Annotated in this window: 15 protein-coding genes; 8 read left to right on the plus strand and 7 right to left on the minus strand. The window is 65.5% G+C overall.

What is annotated here, in order from left to right:
• Positions 1 to 23: 23 nt before the first annotated feature.
• Positions 24 to 2,240, minus strand: a complete 2,217-nt coding sequence (locus V7066_RS12905) for a TonB-dependent hemoglobin/transferrin/lactoferrin family receptor (RefSeq protein ID WP_334183447.1) — start codon at positions 2,238 to 2,240, stop codon at positions 24 to 26.
• Positions 2,241 to 2,504: 264 nt separating this feature from the next.
• Here V7066_RS12905 and V7066_RS12910 point away from each other — a divergent pair, with 264 nt between their 5' ends.
• The gene (locus V7066_RS12910) at positions 2,505 to 4,793 is read left to right on the plus strand and encodes a TonB-dependent receptor (RefSeq protein WP_334183448.1); all 2,289 of its coding nucleotides are present in this window, start codon (positions 2,505 to 2,507) and stop codon (positions 4,791 to 4,793) included.
• A gap of 72 nt (positions 4,794 to 4,865) precedes the next feature.
• On the plus strand, positions 4,866 to 5,354 hold the full coding sequence (locus V7066_RS12915; RefSeq protein WP_334183449.1) for an RrF2 family transcriptional regulator: 489 nt from the start codon (positions 4,866 to 4,868) through the stop codon (positions 5,352 to 5,354).
• A gap of 46 nt (positions 5,355 to 5,400) precedes the next feature.
• On the opposite strand, the gene V7066_RS12920 is transcribed toward V7066_RS12915, so the two are convergent.
• Positions 5,401 to 5,880: a carboxymuconolactone decarboxylase family protein gene (locus tag V7066_RS12920; protein ID WP_334183450.1), complete on the minus strand. Its 480-nt coding sequence runs from the start codon at positions 5,878 to 5,880 to the stop codon at positions 5,401 to 5,403.
• Between the two features lie 183 nt (positions 5,881 to 6,063).
• Here V7066_RS12920 and V7066_RS12925 point away from each other — a divergent pair, with 183 nt between their 5' ends.
• Positions 6,064 to 7,530, plus strand: coding sequence for a CYTH and CHAD domain-containing protein (locus tag V7066_RS12925; RefSeq protein WP_334183451.1), 1,467 nt, complete (start codon positions 6,064 to 6,066; stop codon positions 7,528 to 7,530).
• Between the two features lie 7 nt (positions 7,531 to 7,537).
• On the opposite strand, the gene V7066_RS12930 is transcribed toward V7066_RS12925, so the two are convergent.
• On the minus strand, positions 7,538 to 8,314 hold the full coding sequence (locus tag V7066_RS12930; RefSeq protein WP_334183452.1) for a helix-turn-helix domain-containing protein: 777 nt from the start codon (positions 8,312 to 8,314) through the stop codon (positions 7,538 to 7,540).
• A gap of 158 nt (positions 8,315 to 8,472) precedes the next feature.
• On the opposite strand from V7066_RS12930, the gene V7066_RS12935 reads away from it, so the two are divergent.
• Positions 8,473 to 10,644 (plus strand): marine proteobacterial sortase target protein, encoded by a 2,172-nt coding sequence (locus tag V7066_RS12935; protein WP_334183453.1) that lies wholly within the window; start codon positions 8,473 to 8,475, stop codon positions 10,642 to 10,644.
• Positions 10,641 to 11,261: a class GN sortase gene (locus V7066_RS12940; RefSeq protein WP_334183454.1), complete on the plus strand. Its 621-nt coding sequence runs from the start codon at positions 10,641 to 10,643 to the stop codon at positions 11,259 to 11,261. Before V7066_RS12935 ends, V7066_RS12940 begins: the two co-directional genes overlap by 4 nt.
• A 160-nt stretch (positions 11,262 to 11,421) precedes the next feature.
• Here V7066_RS12940 and V7066_RS12945 read toward each other — a convergent pair whose 3' ends face one another.
• Positions 11,422 to 13,611, minus strand: a complete 2,190-nt coding sequence (locus V7066_RS12945) for a TonB-dependent receptor (RefSeq protein ID WP_334183455.1) — start codon at positions 13,609 to 13,611, stop codon at positions 11,422 to 11,424.
• 272 nt (positions 13,612 to 13,883) lie between these two features.
• Here V7066_RS12945 and V7066_RS12950 point away from each other — a divergent pair, with 272 nt between their 5' ends.
• A complete protein-coding gene (locus V7066_RS12950; RefSeq protein WP_334183456.1) occupies positions 13,884 to 16,238 on the plus strand; it encodes a GH92 family glycosyl hydrolase in 2,355 nt (784 codons plus the stop codon).
• Positions 16,239 to 16,400: 162 nt separating this feature from the next.
• Positions 16,401 to 17,402, plus strand: a complete 1,002-nt coding sequence (locus V7066_RS12955; RefSeq protein WP_334183457.1) for an LLM class flavin-dependent oxidoreductase — start codon at positions 16,401 to 16,403, stop codon at positions 17,400 to 17,402.
• Positions 17,403 to 17,523: 121 nt separating this feature from the next.
• Here V7066_RS12955 and V7066_RS12960 read toward each other — a convergent pair whose 3' ends face one another.
• From V7066_RS12960 to V7066_RS12970, 3 genes are read right to left on the minus strand one after another with little or no spacing between them, the layout of a single operon-like run.
• A complete protein-coding gene (locus V7066_RS12960) occupies positions 17,524 to 18,321 on the minus strand; it encodes an alpha/beta fold hydrolase (protein ID WP_334183458.1) in 798 nt (265 codons plus the stop codon).
• Between the two features lie 25 nt (positions 18,322 to 18,346).
• On the minus strand, positions 18,347 to 18,760 hold the full coding sequence (locus V7066_RS12965; RefSeq protein ID WP_334183459.1) for an organic hydroperoxide resistance protein: 414 nt from the start codon (positions 18,758 to 18,760) through the stop codon (positions 18,347 to 18,349).
• 40 nt (positions 18,761 to 18,800) lie between these two features.
• Positions 18,801 to 20,126 (minus strand): epoxide hydrolase family protein, encoded by a 1,326-nt coding sequence (locus tag V7066_RS12970; RefSeq protein WP_334183460.1) that lies wholly within the window; start codon positions 20,124 to 20,126, stop codon positions 18,801 to 18,803.
• A gap of 213 nt (positions 20,127 to 20,339) precedes the next feature.
• Here V7066_RS12970 and V7066_RS12975 point away from each other — a divergent pair, with 213 nt between their 5' ends.
• On the plus strand, positions 20,340 to 21,473 hold the full coding sequence (locus tag V7066_RS12975) for a redoxin domain-containing protein (protein ID WP_334183461.1): 1,134 nt from the start codon (positions 20,340 to 20,342) through the stop codon (positions 21,471 to 21,473).
• The last annotated feature ends 1 nt before the right edge of the window (position 21,474 follow it).

The following is a 21,474-nucleotide window of genomic DNA, read 5'->3' on the forward strand; positions in this document are numbered from 1 at the left end:
TGCCGCCGCCCCGGCTCCATGCGTCAGAACGCCAGTATCATCGACGCCTTGTAGGTCCGTCCCGGCTGGCTGTAGTAGCTCTGGGATACGGTAGCGCTGTCCGAAATGTCGAGCGCGTTGTAATAGGTCTTGTCGAGCACGTTGTACACGCCGCCCTGAAGGCGCAGACCCTCGAACAGGCCCGGTTTGACCCATGCCGTGAAATCGACGATCCCGTAGCCCGGCGTCTTGTTGATCGTGGAAGTCGGGTCCTCGACCTTGTTGCGCTTCGCCGCGACCGTGGCGGAAAGGTCCGCACCGAAGCGCTCCTGGCTATAGCCGAACCCGGCGATGCCGCGCAGCGGCGGGATCGAGTTCAGGTAGACGTCCTCGTCGGTATCCTTGCCGTGGGCATAGGCGATCGAGCCCCAGACCCGCCAGTTGTCGGTGAGCGCCCACTGCGCGCTCGCCTCGATGCCGTAGATCCGGACATGGGCGCGGTTGACGTACTTGAACACGCCGAAGGGGTAGCTGCCGCTGAGGCCTGCCTCGGACGCGGTCGTGGTGATCGTGTCGATGAAGTTGCGGTAGTAGTTGTCGTAGAAGCTCACCTTGGCACCGCGCTTGGCGTCGCCGAACTTCAGGCCGAGTTCGTAGCCCTTGCTCGTCTCCGGCTTGAGGTCCGGATTGCCGATGCTGACGTAACTGCCGGTGCCGCCATAAGTCAGGTAGAGTTCGGTCGCCGAGGGCGCGCGGAAGGCCTGGGCATACTGCGCATAGGCCGTCAGGTTCGGAAGGATATCGTACTCGGCCATGATCTTGGGCGAGAACTGGGAATCGCTCGAACGTGCAGGAAGGCCCTCATAGGCCGCATTAGCCGTATAAGTCGCGGTTTCCTGCGGCTTGCGGCGATACCAGTCGAAGCGCAGGCCCGGCGTCAGGTGGAAGTTGCCGAAAGTCATGCGATCCTGGAGGAACAGGCCGAGGTCGATGCCGTCGACATCGGGCATGTCCGACTGGTTCACGTGAAGGAACGAGCAGGCCCGCGTCGCCGGGGTGCAGTTGTCGACCCCCGCGGCATATTGCGTGGTCTTGGTGGCATAGACTTCGCCGCCCAGACTGATCGCGTGGCTTACCGCACCCGTCGTCACCCGCCCGACGATCGAGCCGTTGGCGCCCCAGGATTCGTCCTGAAGATCGCTGTCGCGGTCGTACTGGCCGATCGGCGCGGTGGTGCGCATGGCCCGCGTGTACGTGCGCAGGTTCAGGCGCTGCCAGTAGCCGACCAGATGGGCTTCCTGCACGAAGCCGTCGCCTTCGGCCTGATAGTCATAGGTTCCCGCCACGCGCTTGCGCTTGTTCTGCTCCAGCGTCGCATAGGACGAGTAGGTGGCGTTGACGCTGGTGAGCGTGTCCTCGTCATAGCTGCGCTTGAAGGTCTCGCCGGTCAGGCCGATGCGGTGGCCGCCGCCAAGGTACTGGTGAACTTTCACCAGCAGGTTTTCCTGATCGTAGGAAGCCGGGTTCTTGGCGGTCCGCGTGGCGCCGGTGCCATAGACCTTGCCCTGGTTCTCGGTTTCGTGGCCGTTCTGGTAGCCGCCCTGGATCAGCACGAGCGTGTCGCCGGTGCGGAAGGCCGCCGCCTGGTTCAGGTAGACGCTGTCGCTGGCACTGTCATAGGTCGCCTTGCCGAGCGCGCCCTGCTTCTTGCCGTCGGTCAGCAGGTCCTCGGGATCGAGCGTGCGCACTGCAAAGACGCCGCCGAGCGCGCCTTGCCCGAAGTAGCTGGAATCGCCGCTCTTCACCACGTCGATGGCGCTCAACGAGTTGAAGTCGAAGGCAGCGACGCCGCCCTGCACGCCGCGTGCGCCGTCGTTCATCCACGGCAGGCGGATGCCGTCCACGGTCGTCAGCACGCGGTTGGAATCCAGGCCGCGGATGTTGATGCTCTGGTTGTTGCTGCTGAAGTTCACCCCGGCGTCCACGCGGCGCGCATATTCGGCAATGTTGTCGACCATGCGCTCGCGCAGGGTCTCGCCCGAGGTCGTCGTGGTGAGCACGGCGGGCTTGCCGGCGGCGTTGCGATCGACGCCCTGCTGCTGCTCGCCGAGCGCGGTATCCTCGACCCGCATCGAACCGAGCTTGACGGACTCGTCATCCGCAGCCTGCGCCTGAACACCGGTGCAGAAAATCGCCGCCACGCCGAGGGCCGAAGAGTGCCGCAACGCCCGGGAAAACGCACGCCGAGTAGGAAAAGTCATTTAAGAATCGCCTTGATGCTAATGATTCGCAGAAGCGCTATTTGCACAACATCGCATCTGGATTTCAACCTGCCGCAAAAATTTCCTTTGGGGACGGGATTTTCGCCCGTTCGAAGTCCGAAACCTCTCGCCGGGGCGGTGCCTCAACGCCTCCGCGATATCGCGCCGCCGCCGATTTCGCCGGCAGCCCGTTCATGGAAAATGGCCCTACCCGGCGGACAAGCCGGATCGGGGAAATGGCCGAAGGGCAAGGGGAGGAACGCAATGCGCAAATCGATGAAAGGCCTGATTTCGGCAGGCGCCGGAGCGGGAGCGCTGGCATCGGCCCTGCTCGCCGGGCAAGCTGCCGCGCAGGTCGGGAATGCACCTGCGTCTGCGGCACCAACCGAAACGGGAGAGATCATCGTCACCGCCCAGCGCCGCGCCGAACGCTCCCTCGACGTGCCGATCACCGTCACCACGCTCAGCGAGGATACCCTGACCGATGCCGGCGTGCGCCAGCTTTCGGACATGTCGAAAGTCGTCCCTGCGCTGCGCTTCGACAAGTCGGGCGTCTATACCCAGCCGACGATCCGCGGCGTCGGCACCGCGATCGCCACGTCCGGGGGCGGCCCCAACGTCGCCACCTACGTAGATGGCTTCTTCCTGCCGAGCGCGGCGGCCACCGATTTCCAGCTTCTGAAAGTCCAGAACATCCAGGTGCTCAAAGGCCCGCAGGGAACGCTGTTCGGGCGCAACACCACCGGCGGCGCAATCCTGGTCTCGACAGCCGAGCCCAGCGAAGACCCTTCCGGCGAACTGCGCGTTTCCTATGGACGGTTCGACACCGTCGAAGTGCAGTCTTACGCAACCTCGCGCATCACCGACGGCGTGGCTTTCGACATCGAGGGCCTCTACCGCCGCAGCGACAACTTCCAGCGCAACATCGTCGACGGCAACGATCAGGTCGGCAAGTACAACCGCTGGTCGGTCCGCACCGGCCTGAAAGTGGAGGTCACGCCGGACGTCAGCGTGCTGCTGCGCTACACCCATTCGAAGACCGACGATCCCTCCGCGCTGATGCACAACGCCTTCGTCGACGGGAACGGCACACCCTGGATCTACCAGTTCACGCCGCCCGGCTTCTATGCCACCAAGCCCAACGAAGTCGCCCTCAATCCGGGCGACGGCGTGGGCGCGCGCACCAATACCGACGTGATCCAGGGCACGATCAAGGCCGATCTCGGCTTTGCCGACCTCACCTCCTACACCCAGTTCCGCGACGAGCGCGTCACCAGCATTCAGGACCTCGACGCCACCGCCCTGCCGATCTTCACCATCGGCATCGGATCGAACTCGAAGACCTTCACACAGGAGGTCCTGCTGAACTCAAAGGCCGGATCGCCGCTCCAGTGGACCACCGGCGTCTATTACTTCCGCAACCGCGACACCTGGCCGACCGAAGCCAAGCTCGGCACCGCGCCCTTCGTGCGCAACGGCGAATCCGGAACCCTGTCGCAGTCGATCGCGGTATTCGGCGATGCCACGTACGAAGTGACGCCGCAGTTCTTCATTACCGCCGGCGCACGCTACAGCCATGACTGGGTTGACCAGGCCTACTTCCAGCGCGCCCTCACCGCCCCGGTCTATGAGGACGCGAACGGCAATCCGGTGCCGTTCGATCCGGCAACCCCGCTCTACACCCGCTTCGACGTTCCCAAGCTGACCAACAACCGCGTCACTCCGCGCGTGGTGCTGCGCTACAAGCCCAGCGAGCAATCGAGCCTCTACGCGTCCTTCACCCAGGGCTACAAGGCCGGGCTGCTCAATGTCGGCGGCTATTCCTACCGGCCGGTCAAGCCGGAGAAGATCAACGCCTACGAACTCGGCTACAAGTACGGCGACGGCCGCTTCACCGCCGAGCTTTCAGGTTTCTACTACGACTACAAAAACCTCCAGGTCTCCAGCTTCCAGGCCGGGACCGCGCGCATCACCAATGCCGCCAGCTCGGAAATCTACGGCATCGAGGGACAGGCCAGCGCCCGTATCACCAGCGACCTGACGGTCAGCGGCGGCCTCGCCTGGACCCATGCCCGTTACAAGTCCTTCCCCAACGCGCCGTTCTACCAGTTCTGCGACCCCGCTGCGGTGTTCGGCAGTTCGCCGGTGGCCTGTACGCCAACCAGTCTGGGCGGTCTCGGGCCGGGCGCACTTGTCGAGACAACCATCGATGCCGGTGGCTTCAAGATGCAGCGCACACCCGAACTGACCGGCAATCTCGCGGTCTCCTACGGGATAGACGTGGGCGGCGGTCGGCTCAATCTGTCGGGCAATCTCTACTACACCTCCTCGTTCTATTTCGGCATCGCCGAGCAGTTCAAGCAGAGCCAGTACGCCTTGCTGGGCCTGCGCGCGGAATGGGTCGATCCTTCCGAGAAGATCTCGGTGGCGCTGTTCAGCGAGAACGTGACCAACCACCGCTATCGTTCCGCCGTGAACTATGCCTCGCTCGGGATCGGCAGCGTCTGGGCAGAGCCGATCACTTACGGCCTAACCCTGGGCGTCAAATACTGAGCGCTTTCATCGTTGCCGAAGAGGCTGCGCCAATCTAGGATATCGAATGTCCATGATTGGCGCAGCGCAAGGATGAAGTTCAGGAACCAGGTCGAGTGGGCCCTTCACTGCTGCGCGGTGATGAGTTCGCTGCCGGAAGGCCGCTATCTTTCGACGCGCAGCCTTTCCGAGTTTCACGGGGTGCCCAAGGAATACCTCGGCAAGGCGCTTCAAGGTCTGTCGAAGGCCGGGCTGGTGCTGACGACGCTGGGGCCGACCGGCGGCTATCGGCTGGCGCGCGAGGCCGGACAGATCACCTTCCTGGACATCGTCGAGGCCGTGGAAGGCCGCAAGTCCACGTTCCAGTGCAGCGAAATCCGCGCCAACAATCCCTGCCGCCCGGCCGATGCCTGTGACGACAAGCCCTGCGCGGTCGCGCGGATCATGTGGCGGGCCGACGAAGCGTGGCGTCAGTCGCTGGCGGCGGTCACGCTCGCCGATCTTCAGGAGATGCTTGCGGAAGACCTTGCGCCGGACATGCTGAAGCGCAGCTTCGACTGGCTTCTGGACCGCGCAGGCTGAAGGCGGCTCCTTGCGGAGCCGCCCTTTTGCATCGCGAAATTGCGGGTCAGGCCAGTCCGGACTTTTCGAGGCCGTAGAGCTTGTCGGCCGAACCGGGCACCGCCTGGAACGAAATCGACAGGCGGTTCCAGGCATTGATCGTCATCACTGCGAACGTCAGGTCGACCAGTTCCTTTTCCGAGAATTCCTCGCGGGCAAGGGCGTAGATCTCGTCGGATACGCCGTCCTGTGCAAGGGTCGTCAACGCTTCGGTCCAGGCCAGCGCCGCCCGCTCGCGGGGGCTGAACAAGTGCGATTCCCGCCAGATCGCCACATGATGGACCCGCAGTTCGCGCTCCCCCTGAATCTTGGCTTCCTTGACGTGCATGTCGAGGCAGAAGGCACAGCCGTTGATCTGCGAGGAACGGATATCGACCAGGGTCAGAGTGCTCTGCTCGATCGCGCTGTGCTTCACCGCCATGGAAAGCTCGGTCATCTTGCGGACCAGTTCGGGGGACTGCTTCGCATAGTCGATACGCTGGGTCATTCGCTTCATCCTCGTTGCCGACTCTCAATGCGGATATTTTTTATCTGTAATTAGCGAGACTGTAAAGCCTCGACTGCAACGGCCCGGTCATCCTCGTCTTGCAGAAGGAGGCTCGGCGGAATAACCCCTTGTGGATCGGACGTTCGGGCATTCTCTTTGGTTCAACGGCGGAGTGGAAAGACGATGACGGCAAGTGCCGATCAGGAAGCCGAACTGAAGCTGGACCTCGCGCACGAGGATGCCGACCGGCTTGAAGCTGCCGGACCGTTCCCAGGCGAGCCGCGCGCGATCCGCCAGCATGCCGTCTACTTCGATACGCCAGGCCGCGCCCTGTCGGAGGCCGGGTTCTCGCTGCGCATCCGCAAGGCGAGCGAAGGAGACGCTATCCGGCGCGTGCAGACCGTCAAGGCGGACGGCAAGGCTGCTGGCCTCTTCATCCGCCCGGAATGGGAACGCCTGGTTGCGGACGACACTCCGGTGATCGACCATACGACACCGATCCCGGCCCTGCTGGGCGACGCGCTGGACGATATCGTGCCTGTCTTCACGGTCGAGAACGAGCGCCTTGTCTGGCTCCACGAGGGGATCGAGATCACGCTCGACCGCACGCGGATCGTCGCGTCGGAACGCGAGATCGCGTTCTGCGAGATCGAACTGGAACTGAAGCAGGGAGACGCCGCCGCCCTCTTCGCCCTTGCCCACCGCATCGCCGATATCGTGCCGGTGCGCCTCGGCATCGCCAGCAAGGCGGAGCGCGGCTACCGCCTGCTCGCCCCGGTCGCTTCGGCCACCAAGGCACACCGCATCGCACTCGACATCAAGATGACCCCTGCCGAAGCGTTTCAGGCGATCGCAGCGGACTGCCTGCACCATTTCCGCCGCAACGAGCCGCTCGTTCTCGGCAATCGCGACGGCGCGGCGCTGCATCAGGTCCGCGTGGCCATCCGGCGCCTGCGCTCCGCCATGACCCTGTTCAAGGCCATGCTGGACGAAGACACGCGCCGCGAACTCAATGGGGAGCTGCGCCGGCTCGCCGGACAGCTCGGGCAAGCCCGCGAACTCGACGTGCTGATCGAGCGGGCAGCACCGGGTGAGCTGCGCGACCGCCTCCTTGCCGCGCAGGACGATGCCTATGGAGTGGCCATCGCGGCACTGGATTCCCACCGCACGCGGATGCTCCTGCTCCGCATTGCGGAATGGACCTCGACTGGAGACTGGCGCTCGGATGCGGAGAACCGCGACATCCGCGAGATACCCGCCCGCGACTTTGCCGTGAAGGTGCTCGACCGCTTTCGCCGCAAGGTGAAGAAGAGCGGACGCAAGCTCGAAAAACTCGACGATGACGCCCGCCACGAAGTCCGCAAGACGACGAAAAAGCTGCGCTATGCGGTCGATTTCTTTGCCGCGCTCTTTCCCGGGAAGCGCGAAAAACGGCGACGCAAACGCTTTGTCGCGGCGCTGGAAGAACTACAGGACCGGCTCGGCGCGCTGAACGATCTCGCCGGAGCGCCCAGGTTGCTTGCCGCACTCGACCTGCTCGACATGCCGGAAGCGGCAGACCTGTTCGGAAAGGCGCATAAGGCCAGGCTGCTGGAGCACGCCGCCGACGCCTACGGGAATTTCGTGGACGCGAAACGCTTCTGGCGCTGAGCCACCTTCAACAGGGAAGATGCAGCCGGGCGAAGTCGGCCCCGGTCGAACGGGCGAGCATCTCTCGGTACGTCTCGAAATGCGGCATGTCCGCGGTGACGAGACCCAGCGGCGCTTCCTCCGCTTCCGCCAGCTTGCGCAGGGCGACCGGTGCCGCGGCGGGTACGAGTTGCGATCCGCTGCCGACTTCCAGCGTCGTGAGAATGCCGAAAAGCTGCCCGTCGATGGTAGGTCGCGACAGGATCGCGAGGCGGTACTGGCCCTGTTCGTTCGTCACCAGATAGATATGCCCTGACAGGTTCGGCATGGAAACGTGCCCCGCCTGCTCGAAGCGGGAATCCGATCGGCCGGATTCCGCAAAGCCGAGGCAGGCCCTCTCCGGCACCCAGCGGATCGTTGTCAGATAAGCGAAGAGACCGCCCGGCGTGCCGAAGCTGGGGCGCAGGGTCAGGTAGCGCCCTTCCATCCACGTCACCGCCGAACGGGCATAGGCACCCATCGTGTCCGGCGCGACGTCGCCTGCGGTCCCTGCACCGGCAGGCGCCCCGCCTGTGCGCAGGGTGACGCCCAGGGCCTCCTCGATGCGCAGCAGCGTCGCCAGCGTGAAGGGACGTTTGCCCGCCAGGGCCTTTTCCAGCGTCGAGAGGCTGATCCGCGCCATGTCCGCCAGGGCCTGACGCGAGATGCGGCGGCGGGCGATTTCCTCGCGGACGAGGCGCGCAGTTTCGGCTCCTTCTGCCGAAAGCGCTTCGGATTCGGTCGGATCGTTTTCGAAAGCAGTCATCACCGCCTCTTTCCGCACAAATGCGCACATTTCGTCAATCCTTTCCTGCGGCGGCGCACTTTCCGCACAAGCATGGCGAAAACCGGCCAAGACTGCTCGTGGCTGTGCGGTACGCCGTGCGCATAGAGAAAAGGCTCCCGATTGAACTGGAGCCCGCCATGCCGCTTTCCCCCGCTTTCCGCCCGCCCCTGCTTCGCGGCGCCCTCATCCCCGCTGTCGTGCTGGCACTGGGTGCACCCGTCGCCATCGCCGTCCATGCCACCACCGCCGTTGCCGACGAAGCCGCGTCCGAGGATGCCGCCTCGGAAGACGGCCCAGCGGCAGGCACCCTGATGCTGCGCGGAAAGGGCGTCGCCCAGAGCCTTCCCGCCGTGCGCCTCGGCACCGACATGGACGTCACCGTGACCGGACAGGTCGCCCGCGTGCGGGTCACGCAGGCCTTCCGCAACACCTCGGACAAGTGGATGGAGGCCAGCTATCTCTATCCCCTGCCGCAGGACGGCGCGGTGGACTCGCTGAAGATGGTCGTCGGCCAGCGCGTGATCGTCGGCCATATCGAACCACGCGAGAAGGCCCGCCAGACATATGAAGCCGCCAAGGCCAGCGGCCGCAAGGCAGGCCTCGTCGAACAGCAGCGGCCCAACATGTTCAGCACTTTGGTCGCCAATGTCGGCCCCGGCGAGACCGTGCTCATCTCGATCGAGTACCAGGCGCCGGTCACCCAGGCCAACGGCACGTTCTCACTGCGCCTGCCGCTAGTCGTCGGCCCACGCTACACGCCGCCCCATACCCTGACTTCCGCCGCCGCCGTGGAAGACGCGGATGCCGTCACCGCCGCGCCGGTGCTCGATCCCAGGCTGGGCGCCGGACTTAAGGGGGGCCTCAACCCCACTTCGATCTCGGTCCGCCTCGCTCCCGGTTTCGGCGTCGCCAATCTCGTCAGCCGCTACCACAAGATCAATGTCGCCGGGCCGACCGACAACCGCGCCGTCAGCCTGGCCGATGCGACCGTGCCCGCCAACCGCGACTTCGTGCTCGAATGGCGCTCCGCCTCGGCCGATCCGACGCTCGGCCTCTTCGCGCAGCATACCGACAAGGGCGACTACGTCATGGCCTCCGTGACGCCGCCCGCAAATCTCGACGGCCTGCCCCGCCCCCCGCGCGAAATGGTCTTCGTGATCGACAACAGCGGCTCGATGGGCGGGGACTCGATGGATGAGGCCAAGGCCAGCCTGATCCACGCCCTCGGCACCCTGCGCCCGCAGGACCACTTCAACGTGATCCGCTTCGACGACACGATGACCCGCCTGTTCGAGCACAGCGTCGCCGCCACGCCGGACCAGGTGGCGCTGGCCACCCGCTTCGCGGAATCGCTGGAAGCGCAAGGCGGCACCGAGATGCTGCCCGCCCTCAAGTCCGCGCTGGAAGATGCCGGAACCGGAGGCGGGAACGATCCCGACATCCTGCGCCAGATCGTGTTCCTGACCGACGGCGAGATCTCCAACGAGCGCGAGATGATGGCCGCGATCGGCGCCGACGGCGGACGCAGCCATGTCTTCATGGTCGGCATCGGCTCCGCGCCGAACGACTTCCTGATGGAGCGCATGTCGACGATCGGCGGCGGGGTCTACACCCATGTCGGCGCACCCGGCGAAGTCGCGGCCAAGATGATGCCGCTGCTCGACGTGCTCAGCCACCCGGCGGTGCGCGACCTTTCGGTGCGGGTCGAAGGCGGTTCGCTCGACCTGACACCTTCTCGCCTGCCCGACGTCTATGCCGGACGGCCGCTGGTGCTGGTCGGTCGCACCGACAAGCTGGCGGGCACCCTCACCGTCAGCGGCAAGATCGGAGGCAAGCCCTGGGAACAGCGCGTGGACCTCGCCTCCGCCCTGCCCAGCCCTGCCATCGAGAAGCTCTGGGCACACCGCCGGATCACCGACGTCGAGGCGGACCGCGCGCTCGGCAAGCTGGAAGACGACCGCGCCGATGCCGAAGTGGAGCGGATCGGCATGGAGAGCGGCATCGTCACCAGCCGCACCAGCCTGGTCGCCGTGGACGAGACGCCAACCCGCCCGGCAGGAGCGCGGCTGACACGCGAGGAACTGCCGATCAACCTGCCCGCCGGTTGGGACTTCGACACGCTGTTCGGCCAGGATGCCGTCCAGCAGGCACCGAAGGACGGCTCGGGCGATCTTGCCGCCATGCAGGCCCAGGCGCTGGAACTGCCGCAGACCGCCACCGGCTTCCTCGGCCTCGTCGGCAAGGGCCTTGCCCTGCTGCTCGCGGGCATGACCGGCCTCGCGCTGCTCCTGCGCCGGAGGGCAGCATGAACGCGGCGGCCCTGCGCATGCCGCTCCGCATCCGGGAGGTCGCGCATAAGCGCGGCCTCCTCGCCCTGCTGGCGCTGGCTCTGTGCCTGTCCGGCGCGGCAGAGATCGCACGCGGACTTTACATCCCGGCGAAGGCTGCGGTGGCCCAGGTCCTGCTTGATCGCGCTTTCGACCGCAGCCGCGTCGATCATGCCCCCCGCAAGCCCTGGCCCTGGGCCGACATGACGCCGCTGGCCCGTCTGGTGGTTCCGGGCCTTGGGACTTCGAGTGTGGTGCTGGACAGCGGATCGGGTCAGGCGCTGGCGTTCGGCCCCACGCTCCTGCCCGGCGGGGCAAGGCTCGGCCAGTCCGGAACCGCCGTGATCGCGGCCCACCGCGACACGCATTTCCGCTTCCTGCGCGAACTCAAGGTCGGCGAACTTCTGTTCGTCCAGACCCGCGACGGCGTGGAACGGCGCTACCGGGTGACCGGAGCGGAAGTGGTGCACTGGGATGGCTATGCGGTGGCCGATGCGCCCGTGGGCGAGCGGCTGGATCTGGTAACCTGCTACCCGTTCGACGCGATCCGGCGCGGCCCTTGGCGCTACGTCGTTCACGCCGAAGCGGTCACGCGGTGAATCGCGAACTTATGCCAGTTCGTCATTGCGAGCGTAGCGAAGCAATCCAGGGCGGCTTGAGCCCTACTCTGGATTGCTTCGCTACGCTCGCAATGACGGACGATGGGGGATCAGCCTCAGCGGCCCGGGTTTCGAAAACCGGGCCGCTGAGACCATTCGATCAGAAGTGGAACTTCACTTCGCCGCCGATGATACGCGGCTCGTTGACCATGCTGGTCAGGTTGTTGAAGTCGATCGCGCCGACGATGCGGATCTGGTTGGTGATGTTGCGGGCAAAGGCCGCCACTTCCACACCCACCTTGGTGTCGCGCCAACCAGCACGCAGGCCGCCTTCGAGCGACGACTTGCCGGTGAACTCGATCGAATCGTAGAGGAACAGGTTCACCGAGCTGCGATAGGCCCAGTCGGTATAGGCGAAGACTTCCTGGTTCTCGGCAATCGGGTAGGTATAGCCCGCGGTCCAGTTGGCGATCCAGCGCGGTGCCTGCGGCAGGCGGTTGCCGTCGATCGAAACGAGCGAAGTGCCCGCCACGACCGGATCGAGCACGGTGCAGCCGCCCGAGCAGGGCTCGACCCTCAGATCGCGGTCCTTGAGCTTGGTGAAGTTGTAGCTGCCGCCCGCGGTCAGGACGAGGCCCTCGACCGGGGTAAGCGTCATTTCGCTTTCGACGCCCCAGCCGATCGCCTTGCGGGCGTTGATCAGCGTGGTGGTGTTCGAAGCGCCGCCCACGGCCGTCAGCTGGATGTTGCGCGTGTTCATGTAGAACACGTCCGCCGAATAGCTGACGAGACCGCGCTCGTTGCCCTTGAAACCGGCTTCGAACGACGTCGTGGTCTGCGGCTTGGCGACTGTGGCGACACCGGCGATCACGTCGTTCTTCAGCGAGGCGCCGAGATAGCCCGAAGCGGCGCGGGCATAGAGCGAGTGGTCGTCGTCGAGCTTGTAGGTCGCGCTGGCATCCCACGAAACCTTCGAGCCCTTCGCACGGCCTTCCGAAAGCTGGGTGCCGTCGACGGCGTTCAGGGTGCTGAACTTGCGGTCGTGCGACCAGCGCAGGCCGCCGCGCAGGATCAGCTGCTCGATCGGGGTATACTCGGCCGATCCGAACACCGCGTAAGTCTCGTTGTCGAGGTGCGCGGTATTGCCGTTGGTCCGGGTATTGTCGACGTTCCAGCTCACCGCCGCGGTGTTGAGGTTCTGGTTGAAGTAGTAGGCGCCGGCCTGGAAGCTGACGTCGCCGAACTTCTCCGAAGCGAAGCGCAGTTCCTGCGTGAATTCGCGCGGACGGGCCTTGCTGCCGGTCTCGACCGAGAACGGCACGGCGGCGGGATAGCTGCCGTCCGTATCGCCGCGCGAGAAGACGTTGACCTTCTCCCAGCCGGTGATCGAGAACAGGGTGCCGAGACCGTCGAAGTCGTAGCTGGCCTGGACGTTGGCGCCCCAGCCGTCGAGGCGCTGCGGGTTGGACCCGTTCTGCGCGGTGTGCTCGACGTCGAAACCGTCCACGAAATCGTTGGTGCCCGGCTTGATCGAGTTGCCGCGGAACACGCGGGCCGAACCGCGCAAGTGGCGGACATGGACATTGGCGAGAATGTTGAGCGGGCCGTTGTCGTATTCGAGCAGGGCGCGACCGGCGAGATCGTCATAGCCGTCGAAGCTGTGCTCGTTGAGGGTCGCGGCGTAGTCGTTCTTCACCCAGTCGTCGCGGTGCTGGAGGTTGCCGGCGACGCGGAAGCGCAGGGTCTCGGTGATCGGGCCGCTCAGCGCGACTTCGCTGTTCACCGTGTTGTAGGTGCTCCACGAGGCGCTGGCGTGGCCGGTGTAGTGGTCGGTTGGGCGCGCCGAGGTCAGCTTGATGACGCCGGCCGGGGTATTGCGGCCGAACAGGGTGCCCTGCGGGCCCTTGAGCACTTCGATGTTCTCAAGGTCGAAGGCGGGGAAGGCCTTCAGGAACGGGCTTTCCAGGGCGATGTTGTCGTAGACCACCGAAACCGGCTGCGCGGCGTCCGACGAGAAGTCGGTATTGCCGAGGCCACGGATGTAGAAGCGCGGGAAAGTACGGCCGAACGAGGATTCCGCCAGAAGGCTGGGAACGCGGCCCGAAAGGAAACGGATGTCCTGGCCGCTCGAATTGATCGCGGCGAGCTTCTCTCCGCTCAGCGCCGAAACCGCGATCGGCACGTCGACGGCGCGTTCTTCGCGACGGGTTGCAGTGACGACGATGTCGGTGCTGCTGGCGCTTTCACCGGCCGGAGCCGCCGTGCTCTGGGCCTGAGCGGCAAGCGGCGTGGCGCAGGCGATCGCAAAAAGCGAGGCGGCGGCGCTATGGCGGAATCGGCGCTGATGCATGTTTTTATGAAACCCTGATTACCCTGGACCTGATGGCGCGGGCGCTTAGGGGCTTAGCGCAGTTGTAGCAAACGCAATGTTCTCCATGCTGCGTTGCAAAAATAAGATAGGGCAAACTTGTTGCCGAATTGCAACAAACGCCCCTTGCAGGCTCGCTGGACACGAATTTTGCATCGCATCATCGATGATCTTGAGATCGATGGATTTTCGGAAACTGCTCTCCGCATCCCCGTCGATTCGACAGCGATCGCTTTCCCCGCCATCCTAACGCCATGAAACTGTTTCCGACGGCCGCGCTGCTTGCTTCAACCTTGCTGATCCAGCCGCTCGGCGCCGCCCCTTCGGCCCCGCTGCCGGACGACGATCCGCTGCGCTGGGTCGATCCGATGATCGGCACGGGACCGGAAGGGCACACGTTCCCGGGTGCCAGCGCCCCCTTCGGCATGGTGCAGCTCTCGCCCGACACCGATGCCACCTGCCAGATCCGCGACTGCTATGCCCACGCCGCCGGGTACAGCTATCACGACCGCACGATCCAGGGCTTCAGCCATACCCATTTCTCGGGTGCCGGGCATTCGGATCTCGGCGACATTCTGGTGATGCCCGCCATCGGCCCGGCGGGCGCGGTGAAGCTCGATCCCGGCAGCCCAGACCAGCCGGGTTCCGGCTATCGCCAGCGCTTCTCGCACGATACCGAGACGGCAAGCGCGGGCTACTACGCCGTGACCCTGGCCGACAGCGGCGTCCGCGCGGAACTGACCGCCGGAACCCGCGTCGGCGTGCATCGCTATGCCTTCCCCCACGGCAGCGAAGCCCACCTGTTGCTCGACTTGCGCAGCAGCCTTTACGACTATCCGGGCAAGATCCTGTGGTCCGGCCTGCACCTGCACGAGGACGGCACCCTCACCGGCTTTCGCGAGACGCGCGGCTGGGCGCCGGGCCGCAAACTGTTCTTCGCCATGCGCTTCTCCGCGCCGCTCAGGGACCATGCCTTCCTCGACCGTGACGAGCACGTCGCCTACAAGGGCTTCCGCGCGCCCCAGGCCCTGCCCGGCGGCAGCGGCGACGCCCTCGCCGAGAAACTGGGCAAGGCGCTGGAGGCACGGCTGGACTTCGGCACGCTCGAACGCCCGCTGGAAGTGCGGGTCGCGCTCTCGGGCGTTGACGAGCAAGGGGCCATCGCCAACCTCGATGCCGAAGGCGCGGACTTCGACACCGTGCGCCACCGCACCGAGAGCGAATGGCGCACGGCGCTGGGCCGCCTCAGCATGGACGCGCCCGCGCCGATGCGTACCAGTCTCTATACCGCGCTCTACCACAGCCTGCTCGCACCAAGCGTATGGAGCGATGCGGACGGACGCTATCGCGGCCCCGACGATCAGGTCCACCTCGCCCGGGATTTCACCTTCCGCTCCACCTTCTCGCTCTGGGATACCTTCCGCGCCGAACACCCGCTGCTCACGCTGGTCCAGCCCGAAAGAACCACCTCGGACATCGTCAATTCGCTGATCGCCAGCCGCGAGCACAGCCCCTGGGGCATCCTGCCCGTCTGGCAGTTCGCCGGACGCGAGACCTGGACGATGATCGGCTATCATGCCGTGCCGGTGATCGCCGACGCCTATCTCAAGGGCCTTGGCGGCTTCGATCCGGCCAAGGCGCTGGATGCCATGGTCGCCAGCGCCGACTATGCGCCCTACGGCGGCCTCGGCGAATATGTGAAGCGCGGCTACGTGCCGATCGACAAGGAACCGGAAGCGGCCTCCAAGACCGTCGAATATGCCTATGACGACTGGGCGATCGCACGCATGGCCCGGGCCATGGGCCGCAAGGACCTGGCCGATCGCTTCGACAGGCGCGCCGGATACTGGCGCAATTCCTTCGACGCGAAGACGGGCTGGCTGCGCGCGCGCAAGAGCGACGGCACGTTCCGCACGCCCTTCGACCCGACCGCGATCAACTACGGATCGGACTATACCGAGGGCAATGCCTGGCAATACAGTTGGTTCGTGCCGCAGGACCAGGCGGGCCTGTTCCACATGCTCGGCGGCGACGGCAAGGTCATTGCCCGGCTCGACGCGATGTTCGACTTCGACAACTCGAAGCTGGACTACAGCCATGCCGAGGACATCTCCGGCCTGATCGGCCAGTACATCCACGGCAACGAGCCGAGCCATCACGTCGCCTATCTCTATGCCCATGCCGGGGCGCCGTGGCGGACCCAGGAACGGCTGAAGCAGATCGTCGACAGCCAGTACAAACCGACGCCGGACGGACTTTCGGGCAACGACGACCTCGGCCAGATGTCCGCCTGGCTGGTCTTCACCGCGCTCGGCTTCTATCCGGTGACTCCGGGTTCGAACCAGTACGTGATCGGACGCCCCTTCGTCAGCCATGCGGCGATTACCCTGCCCGGCGGCAAGACATTCACCGTCGAGACCGAAGGCCTGTCGGACGCCAACCGCTATGTCGGCAAAGTGGAACTGAACGGCAGAACGCTGGACCGCGCATGGATTTCCGATGCCGAAGTGCGCGGCGGCGGCACCTTGCGCTTCACCATGCAGTCCGTGCCGGACAAGGCATGGGGATCGGCGCGGGCGGCAAGGCCCTATTCCATGTCCGCCCGCTGAAGGCGGCCATCGTCGAGCGACTGACATCGCCGGGGCGTCAATAAGCCCTGACGGCTTGTTGCCGGTCCCGTTCCGGATCTACTGAACGCGCCTGATGGAGGCCGGTGCGATGGCGGGACCTTTTCCCCGCCCCACAGAGCCGTTCCGCGCCGGGAGATGCCGATGAAGGACTTCACGATTTCCGTCTCGTTCGACATGCGCTCTCCCCAATGGGCGGCGCCGACACCGCAGCTCTACCGGGCAGCGATCGAGATGGCGGCCTTTGTGGACCGGATCGGCGCGGACCAGATCGGGCTGATGCAGCACCATGGCTCCGACGACGGCTATCTGCCCCAACCTTTCGTGCTTGCCGGAGGGATGGCGGCCGTCACCAGCCGCATTCGCTTCCTGCTCGGCGCGGTGATCCTGCCGCTGCACGATCCGCTCGAACTCGCCGAGCAGATCGCCGTGGTCGACAATATGTCGAACGGGCGGCTCGGGGTGATCTTCGGGGCCGGCTACGTACCTTACGAATTCGCGATGTTCGGCAAGTCCCTCAAGGACCGGGCCAGGCTGATGGACGAAGGACTGGAGATCATCCTGCGCACCCTGAAGGGAGAGCGCTTCGAGCATGATGGGCGGCCGCTGTTCGTCCGCCCGCTGCCGGTGCAGGAGCCAGAGGACATCCTTCTCGTCGGCGGCGGCGTTCCGGCTTCGGCGAAGCGCGCGGCAAAGTTCGGCGTCGGGTTCGGGCCGATGAAGGGTGAACTCGTCGACATCTACCTTTCCGAGTGCGAACGCCTGGGCCATACGCCGCGCAGATACTTCCGTCCGCGTCCCGGCATGCCGCTGGCGGTCCACTTGTGCGAGGATCCCGACCAGGGATGGGAGGCCATCGCCCCCCATGCAGTCCACGTCATTACCGAATATGCCAAATGGGCCGAAGCGGAAGGCGACGGCTCGAACTCGCCGTTCAAGGGCCTGACCGATCCGGCCGTGCTTCGCCACGCCGGGATGTTCGCCGCCTGGACACCGCAGATGCTGCTCGATCGCGTGCGCGAGGCGGAAGGCGGCAATATCGGCTTCCAGCCCCTGCTCGGCGGCCTCTCTCCCGAGGAAGGCTGGAAGAGCCTGCGACTGCTGGAGGCCACGATGCCCGCTCTGCGCGAAGCGATCGCGGCGTGATCCGTCCTGTAGTCCCATGACCGAATGTCCACGACCGGCTGCGGTAGAGGGAAGACCGCAGCCGGTCGTGAAGCAAGGCACCGGCGCCGAGGGCCGGGGGGAATAGCGCCGGTGCCCGAAGTTATCGCGCCGTGGCGGCCCGCTCGATCAGGGCGGCGACAACCGGGGCGTTGGACACCATCACCACATGCGACGCACCCTTGACCACTACGGCCTCACGGGCATGCGCTCTCTCGGCCATGAAGCTCATGGCAGCGGGCGGAATGTTCCGGTCCTTGTCGCCATAGACGAACCATGACGGCACATGCTTCCAGGCGGGTGCGGTCGAGGCTTCCGAGAGTGCGGCCTGCGCGATCGGCCGCTGCCCGGCCGCCATCAGCCGGGCGGCGGCCAGCGGCACGTCGGCGGCGAACTGGTCGGGAAACCGGCTCTGCTGGATATAAAGATCGTCGCCGCCGCCGGTCAGATGGACCGGCGGTGCGAGCGTCGGCCCCAGAGTGCTGCCGGGGAACTTTCCGGTCAGGCCCAGTGCCGTCTCCCCCGCTTCCGGCGCGAACGCCGCGACGTAGACGAGCGCCTTCACGTTGCCCTGCCCTTCGGCAGCCTCGCTGATCACCGATCCGCCGTAGGAATGGCCAACGAGCACCACCGGACCGTCGATGCTCTTCACGATGTCGGAAACCTCGTCCGCATCCGAGCGGACGCCGCGTAGCGGGTTTGCTGCCGCCACGACTTTATAGCCGTCGCGCTCAAGAAGAGTGATGACACCGTTCCAGCTCGAAGAGTCGGCGAAAGCGCCATGGACGAGAACGACGGTCGGCTTGCCGGAGGGAGCGGGCGCCTCGGACCGGGCTTGCGCAGCCGGTGCGAGAAGCCCCGCGGCGAAAGCTAGAGCCGTGCTTGCAAGTAGTGATTTCATGAATTGTCTCCCGAAGGAACGCGGTTCAGGCCAGCGTCACCAGCACTTCGATGTTGTTCCTGACCGCCTTCGAATAGGGGCAGGTGCGATGGGCGGTTTCGATGAGGCTGCGGGCGACCTCTTCCGGCACTTCCGGCAGGCTCACATGAAGTTCCGCGGCAAGCGAATAGCCGTCCGGGCCGTGGCGCAACTTGACTTCGGCATCGATCGCCAGGTCTGCCGGCAGCGTCAGGCCCTTCGCCTTGGCGGCGATGGCCATGGCGCCTTCGAAGCAGGCGGACCAGCCCGCCGCGAAAAGCTGTTCCGGGTTGGTGCCCTCGCCCGGAGTGCCCGGCGGCGAGAGCTTCACGTCGAGGCGGCCGTCCGAACTGCGGGCCTGGCCTTCGCGGCCTCCGGTGACGTGAACGTTGGCGGTGTAGAGGGTCTTGATGTCGGACATGATCTGTCTCCTTGAGGGAATGGGGGCAAGAAAATGGGGGTCAGCGCAGCGAGCGGAATCCGGCGCGGACTTCTTCGGCGAAGAGGCGCGGCTGTTCCCAGGCGGCGAAATGTCCGCCCTGCCCCGCTTCATTGAAGTAGATGAGGTCGGTGTAGCAGCGCTCCGCCCAGGTCTTGGGCGCGCGGTAGATCTCACCGGGGAACACGCTGACTGCGACCGGAAGATCGATAATCCCACGTGCGTTGAAGTTGTTGGTGTGGTCTTCCCAGTAGATCCGGGCAGACGAGGCCCCGGTGCCGGTCAGCCAGTAGAGCGAGATGTCATCGAGTATCGCGTCTACCCCGAGCACGCGCTCGGGATGGCCGTCGGCCTGGACCCACTGCGCAATCTTCTCGTACATCCAGGCCGCCATCCCGACCGGGGAGTCGACCAGCGAATAGCCGATCGTCTGCGGACGGGTGTTCATCATCGCCGCATACCCGGCGTTGTCGCGGTAGAACGCTTCGAGCTGGTCGAAAGCCCCGCGCTCCTTGGCCGAGAGACCGGCAGGCGCGGGATCGCCGGCCGCGAGGATCCTGACCACATCGGCCGGAACCGTGGCCGGCATGTTGAGATGAATGCCGATGAGCCCCGGCACCTTCTGGAGCGCCATGCGCTGCGAGATCACCGAGCCGCAGTCGCCGCCCTGCGAGACGTAGCGGTCATAGCCGAGACGCAGCATCAGCGCCGACCACGCCCGGCCGATGCGATCGGAACCCCAGCCCACGCTGGTCGGCTTGGCAGAGAAGCCGAAGCCCGGAATGGAGGGAATGACGAGGTGAAAGGCGTCTTCCGCCTTGCCGCCGTAAGCGGTCGGGTTCGTCAGCGGATCGATCGCCTTGAGAAACTCCAGGATCGAACCCGGCCAGCCATGGGTCAGGATCATCGGCAGCGCATTCTCGTGACGCGAGCGGACATGGATGAAGTGGATGTCGAGACCGTCGATCTCGGTCATGAACATCGGCAGCGCGTTGAGCCGGGCCTCGACCTTGCGCCAGTCGTAGTCCTTCGCCCAGTAGCGGGCCATCATCTCCAGCGTCTCGCGCCGCACGCCCTGGCTGTCGTCGGGTGCCGGCTGGGCGTCGGCCCAGCGGGTTTCGGCCACGCGGCGCTTCATGGCGGCGATGCCCGCAGCCGGGATCGCGACCTTGAAGGGCCGGATCGCGGTGGAGCCGCCCGGAACACTGGTCGCAGCGGAGGCAATGCCCGGCATGGCACCGAGAGCACCGGCGATCGCCGCCGTTGCCGCCGCTCCGGCAACGAACTGCCTGCGGGAATGGGGTTCGAGCCTGTCGGGCCTTAAGGGAAGGGAAAAGCCTGAGAACACTGTCTTACTCCTCGACCGGGAACATCCTGTTGGGTTGCCCGGTAGATAGCGGAGCCCTTGCAGCGACGCCCGTTAGGTGAGGTTATGCCGCGTTAGACGGTGCTTGCGGGAACTAACGCGGCACAGCGCACCCTAACGTGATCTCCGGCGCCAAAAGCCTAGATGAAGACCTGCCTGCTCGGCCACCACGGCTGCCATGGAAGGTTCAAGACAATGTCCAAATTCCGCTCTTTCGGGGTCATCGCCACCTCCCTGCTTGCCGCCGTGGCGACGACCGGATTCTGCTGCGCCGAAGCGCTGGGACTGGCTCCGGCCGGTTCCGAGATCTTCGACTTGCGCAGTGTTGCCGCCCCCCTGCCCCTCCCCGCCGCTCCCTTCGGGGCGATCACAAGGCCCGTAGACGTGCTGGAAAATGCCAAACCCTGGATCACTCCCGTCCCCGGCGGTCCGCAGTCGCTGCGCGGCAAAGTGGTGATCGTCAATTTCTGGACGTATTCCTGCATCAACTCGATCCGCGCGCTGCCGTACTTGCAGGCGTGGAGCGAACGCTACAAGGACAAGGGCCTGGTGGTCGTCGGCGTCCATGCACCCGAGTTCCAGTTCGAGCATGACGCGGCCAAGGTCCGCCTCGCCTCAAGCCGGCTCGGCGTCGGCTACCCCAACCTTCAGGACAACGACTATGCCGTATGGCGCGACTTCGCGAACGAGGGCTGGCCGGGGTTCTATTTCATCGACGCCAAGGGCCGTGTGCGCGGCTATCGTGTCGGCGAAGGCGACTATGCCCAAAGCGAAGCGCTGATCCGCAAGCTCCTGGCCGAAGCCGGACACGACCCTTCGGATATCCCGGTTACGCCGATAACGGGACAGGGAATCGAGGCCGAAGCGGACTGGGCCAACTTGCGCTCGCCGGAAGCCTATCTGGGCTATGCCAAGGCGCAGGGCTTTGCCTCTCCCGGCGGTCTCGTCAGGGATGCCCGGAAGATATACGCATCGGCGGACCGGCTCTCGCTCAATCGCTGGGATCTGGCAGGTGCCTGGACGGCAGGCCGCGAATTCACCACGCTGGACGCGCCGGGCGGATCGATCCGCTTTCGCTTCCATGCCCGCGATGCCCATCTCGTGCTGGGCGGCGCGCCGGACGGCCAGCCCGTGCGCTTCCGCGTCCTGCTGGACGGCGCCGCGCCCGGCACGAACCACGGCACCGACATCGATGCCGACGGCTGGGGCGAAGTCCGCGAAGATCGCCTCTACCAGCTCGTTCGCCAGTCCAGTGCGATCGGAGACCGAACGATCACCATCGAGTTTTCCCGCCCTGGCGTGCGCGCCTATGTATTCACGTTCGGCTGAC

It is taken from the genome of Novosphingobium sp. (assembly GCF_036820275.1).
GTDB lineage: Bacteria > Pseudomonadota > Alphaproteobacteria > Sphingomonadales > Sphingomonadaceae > Novosphingobium.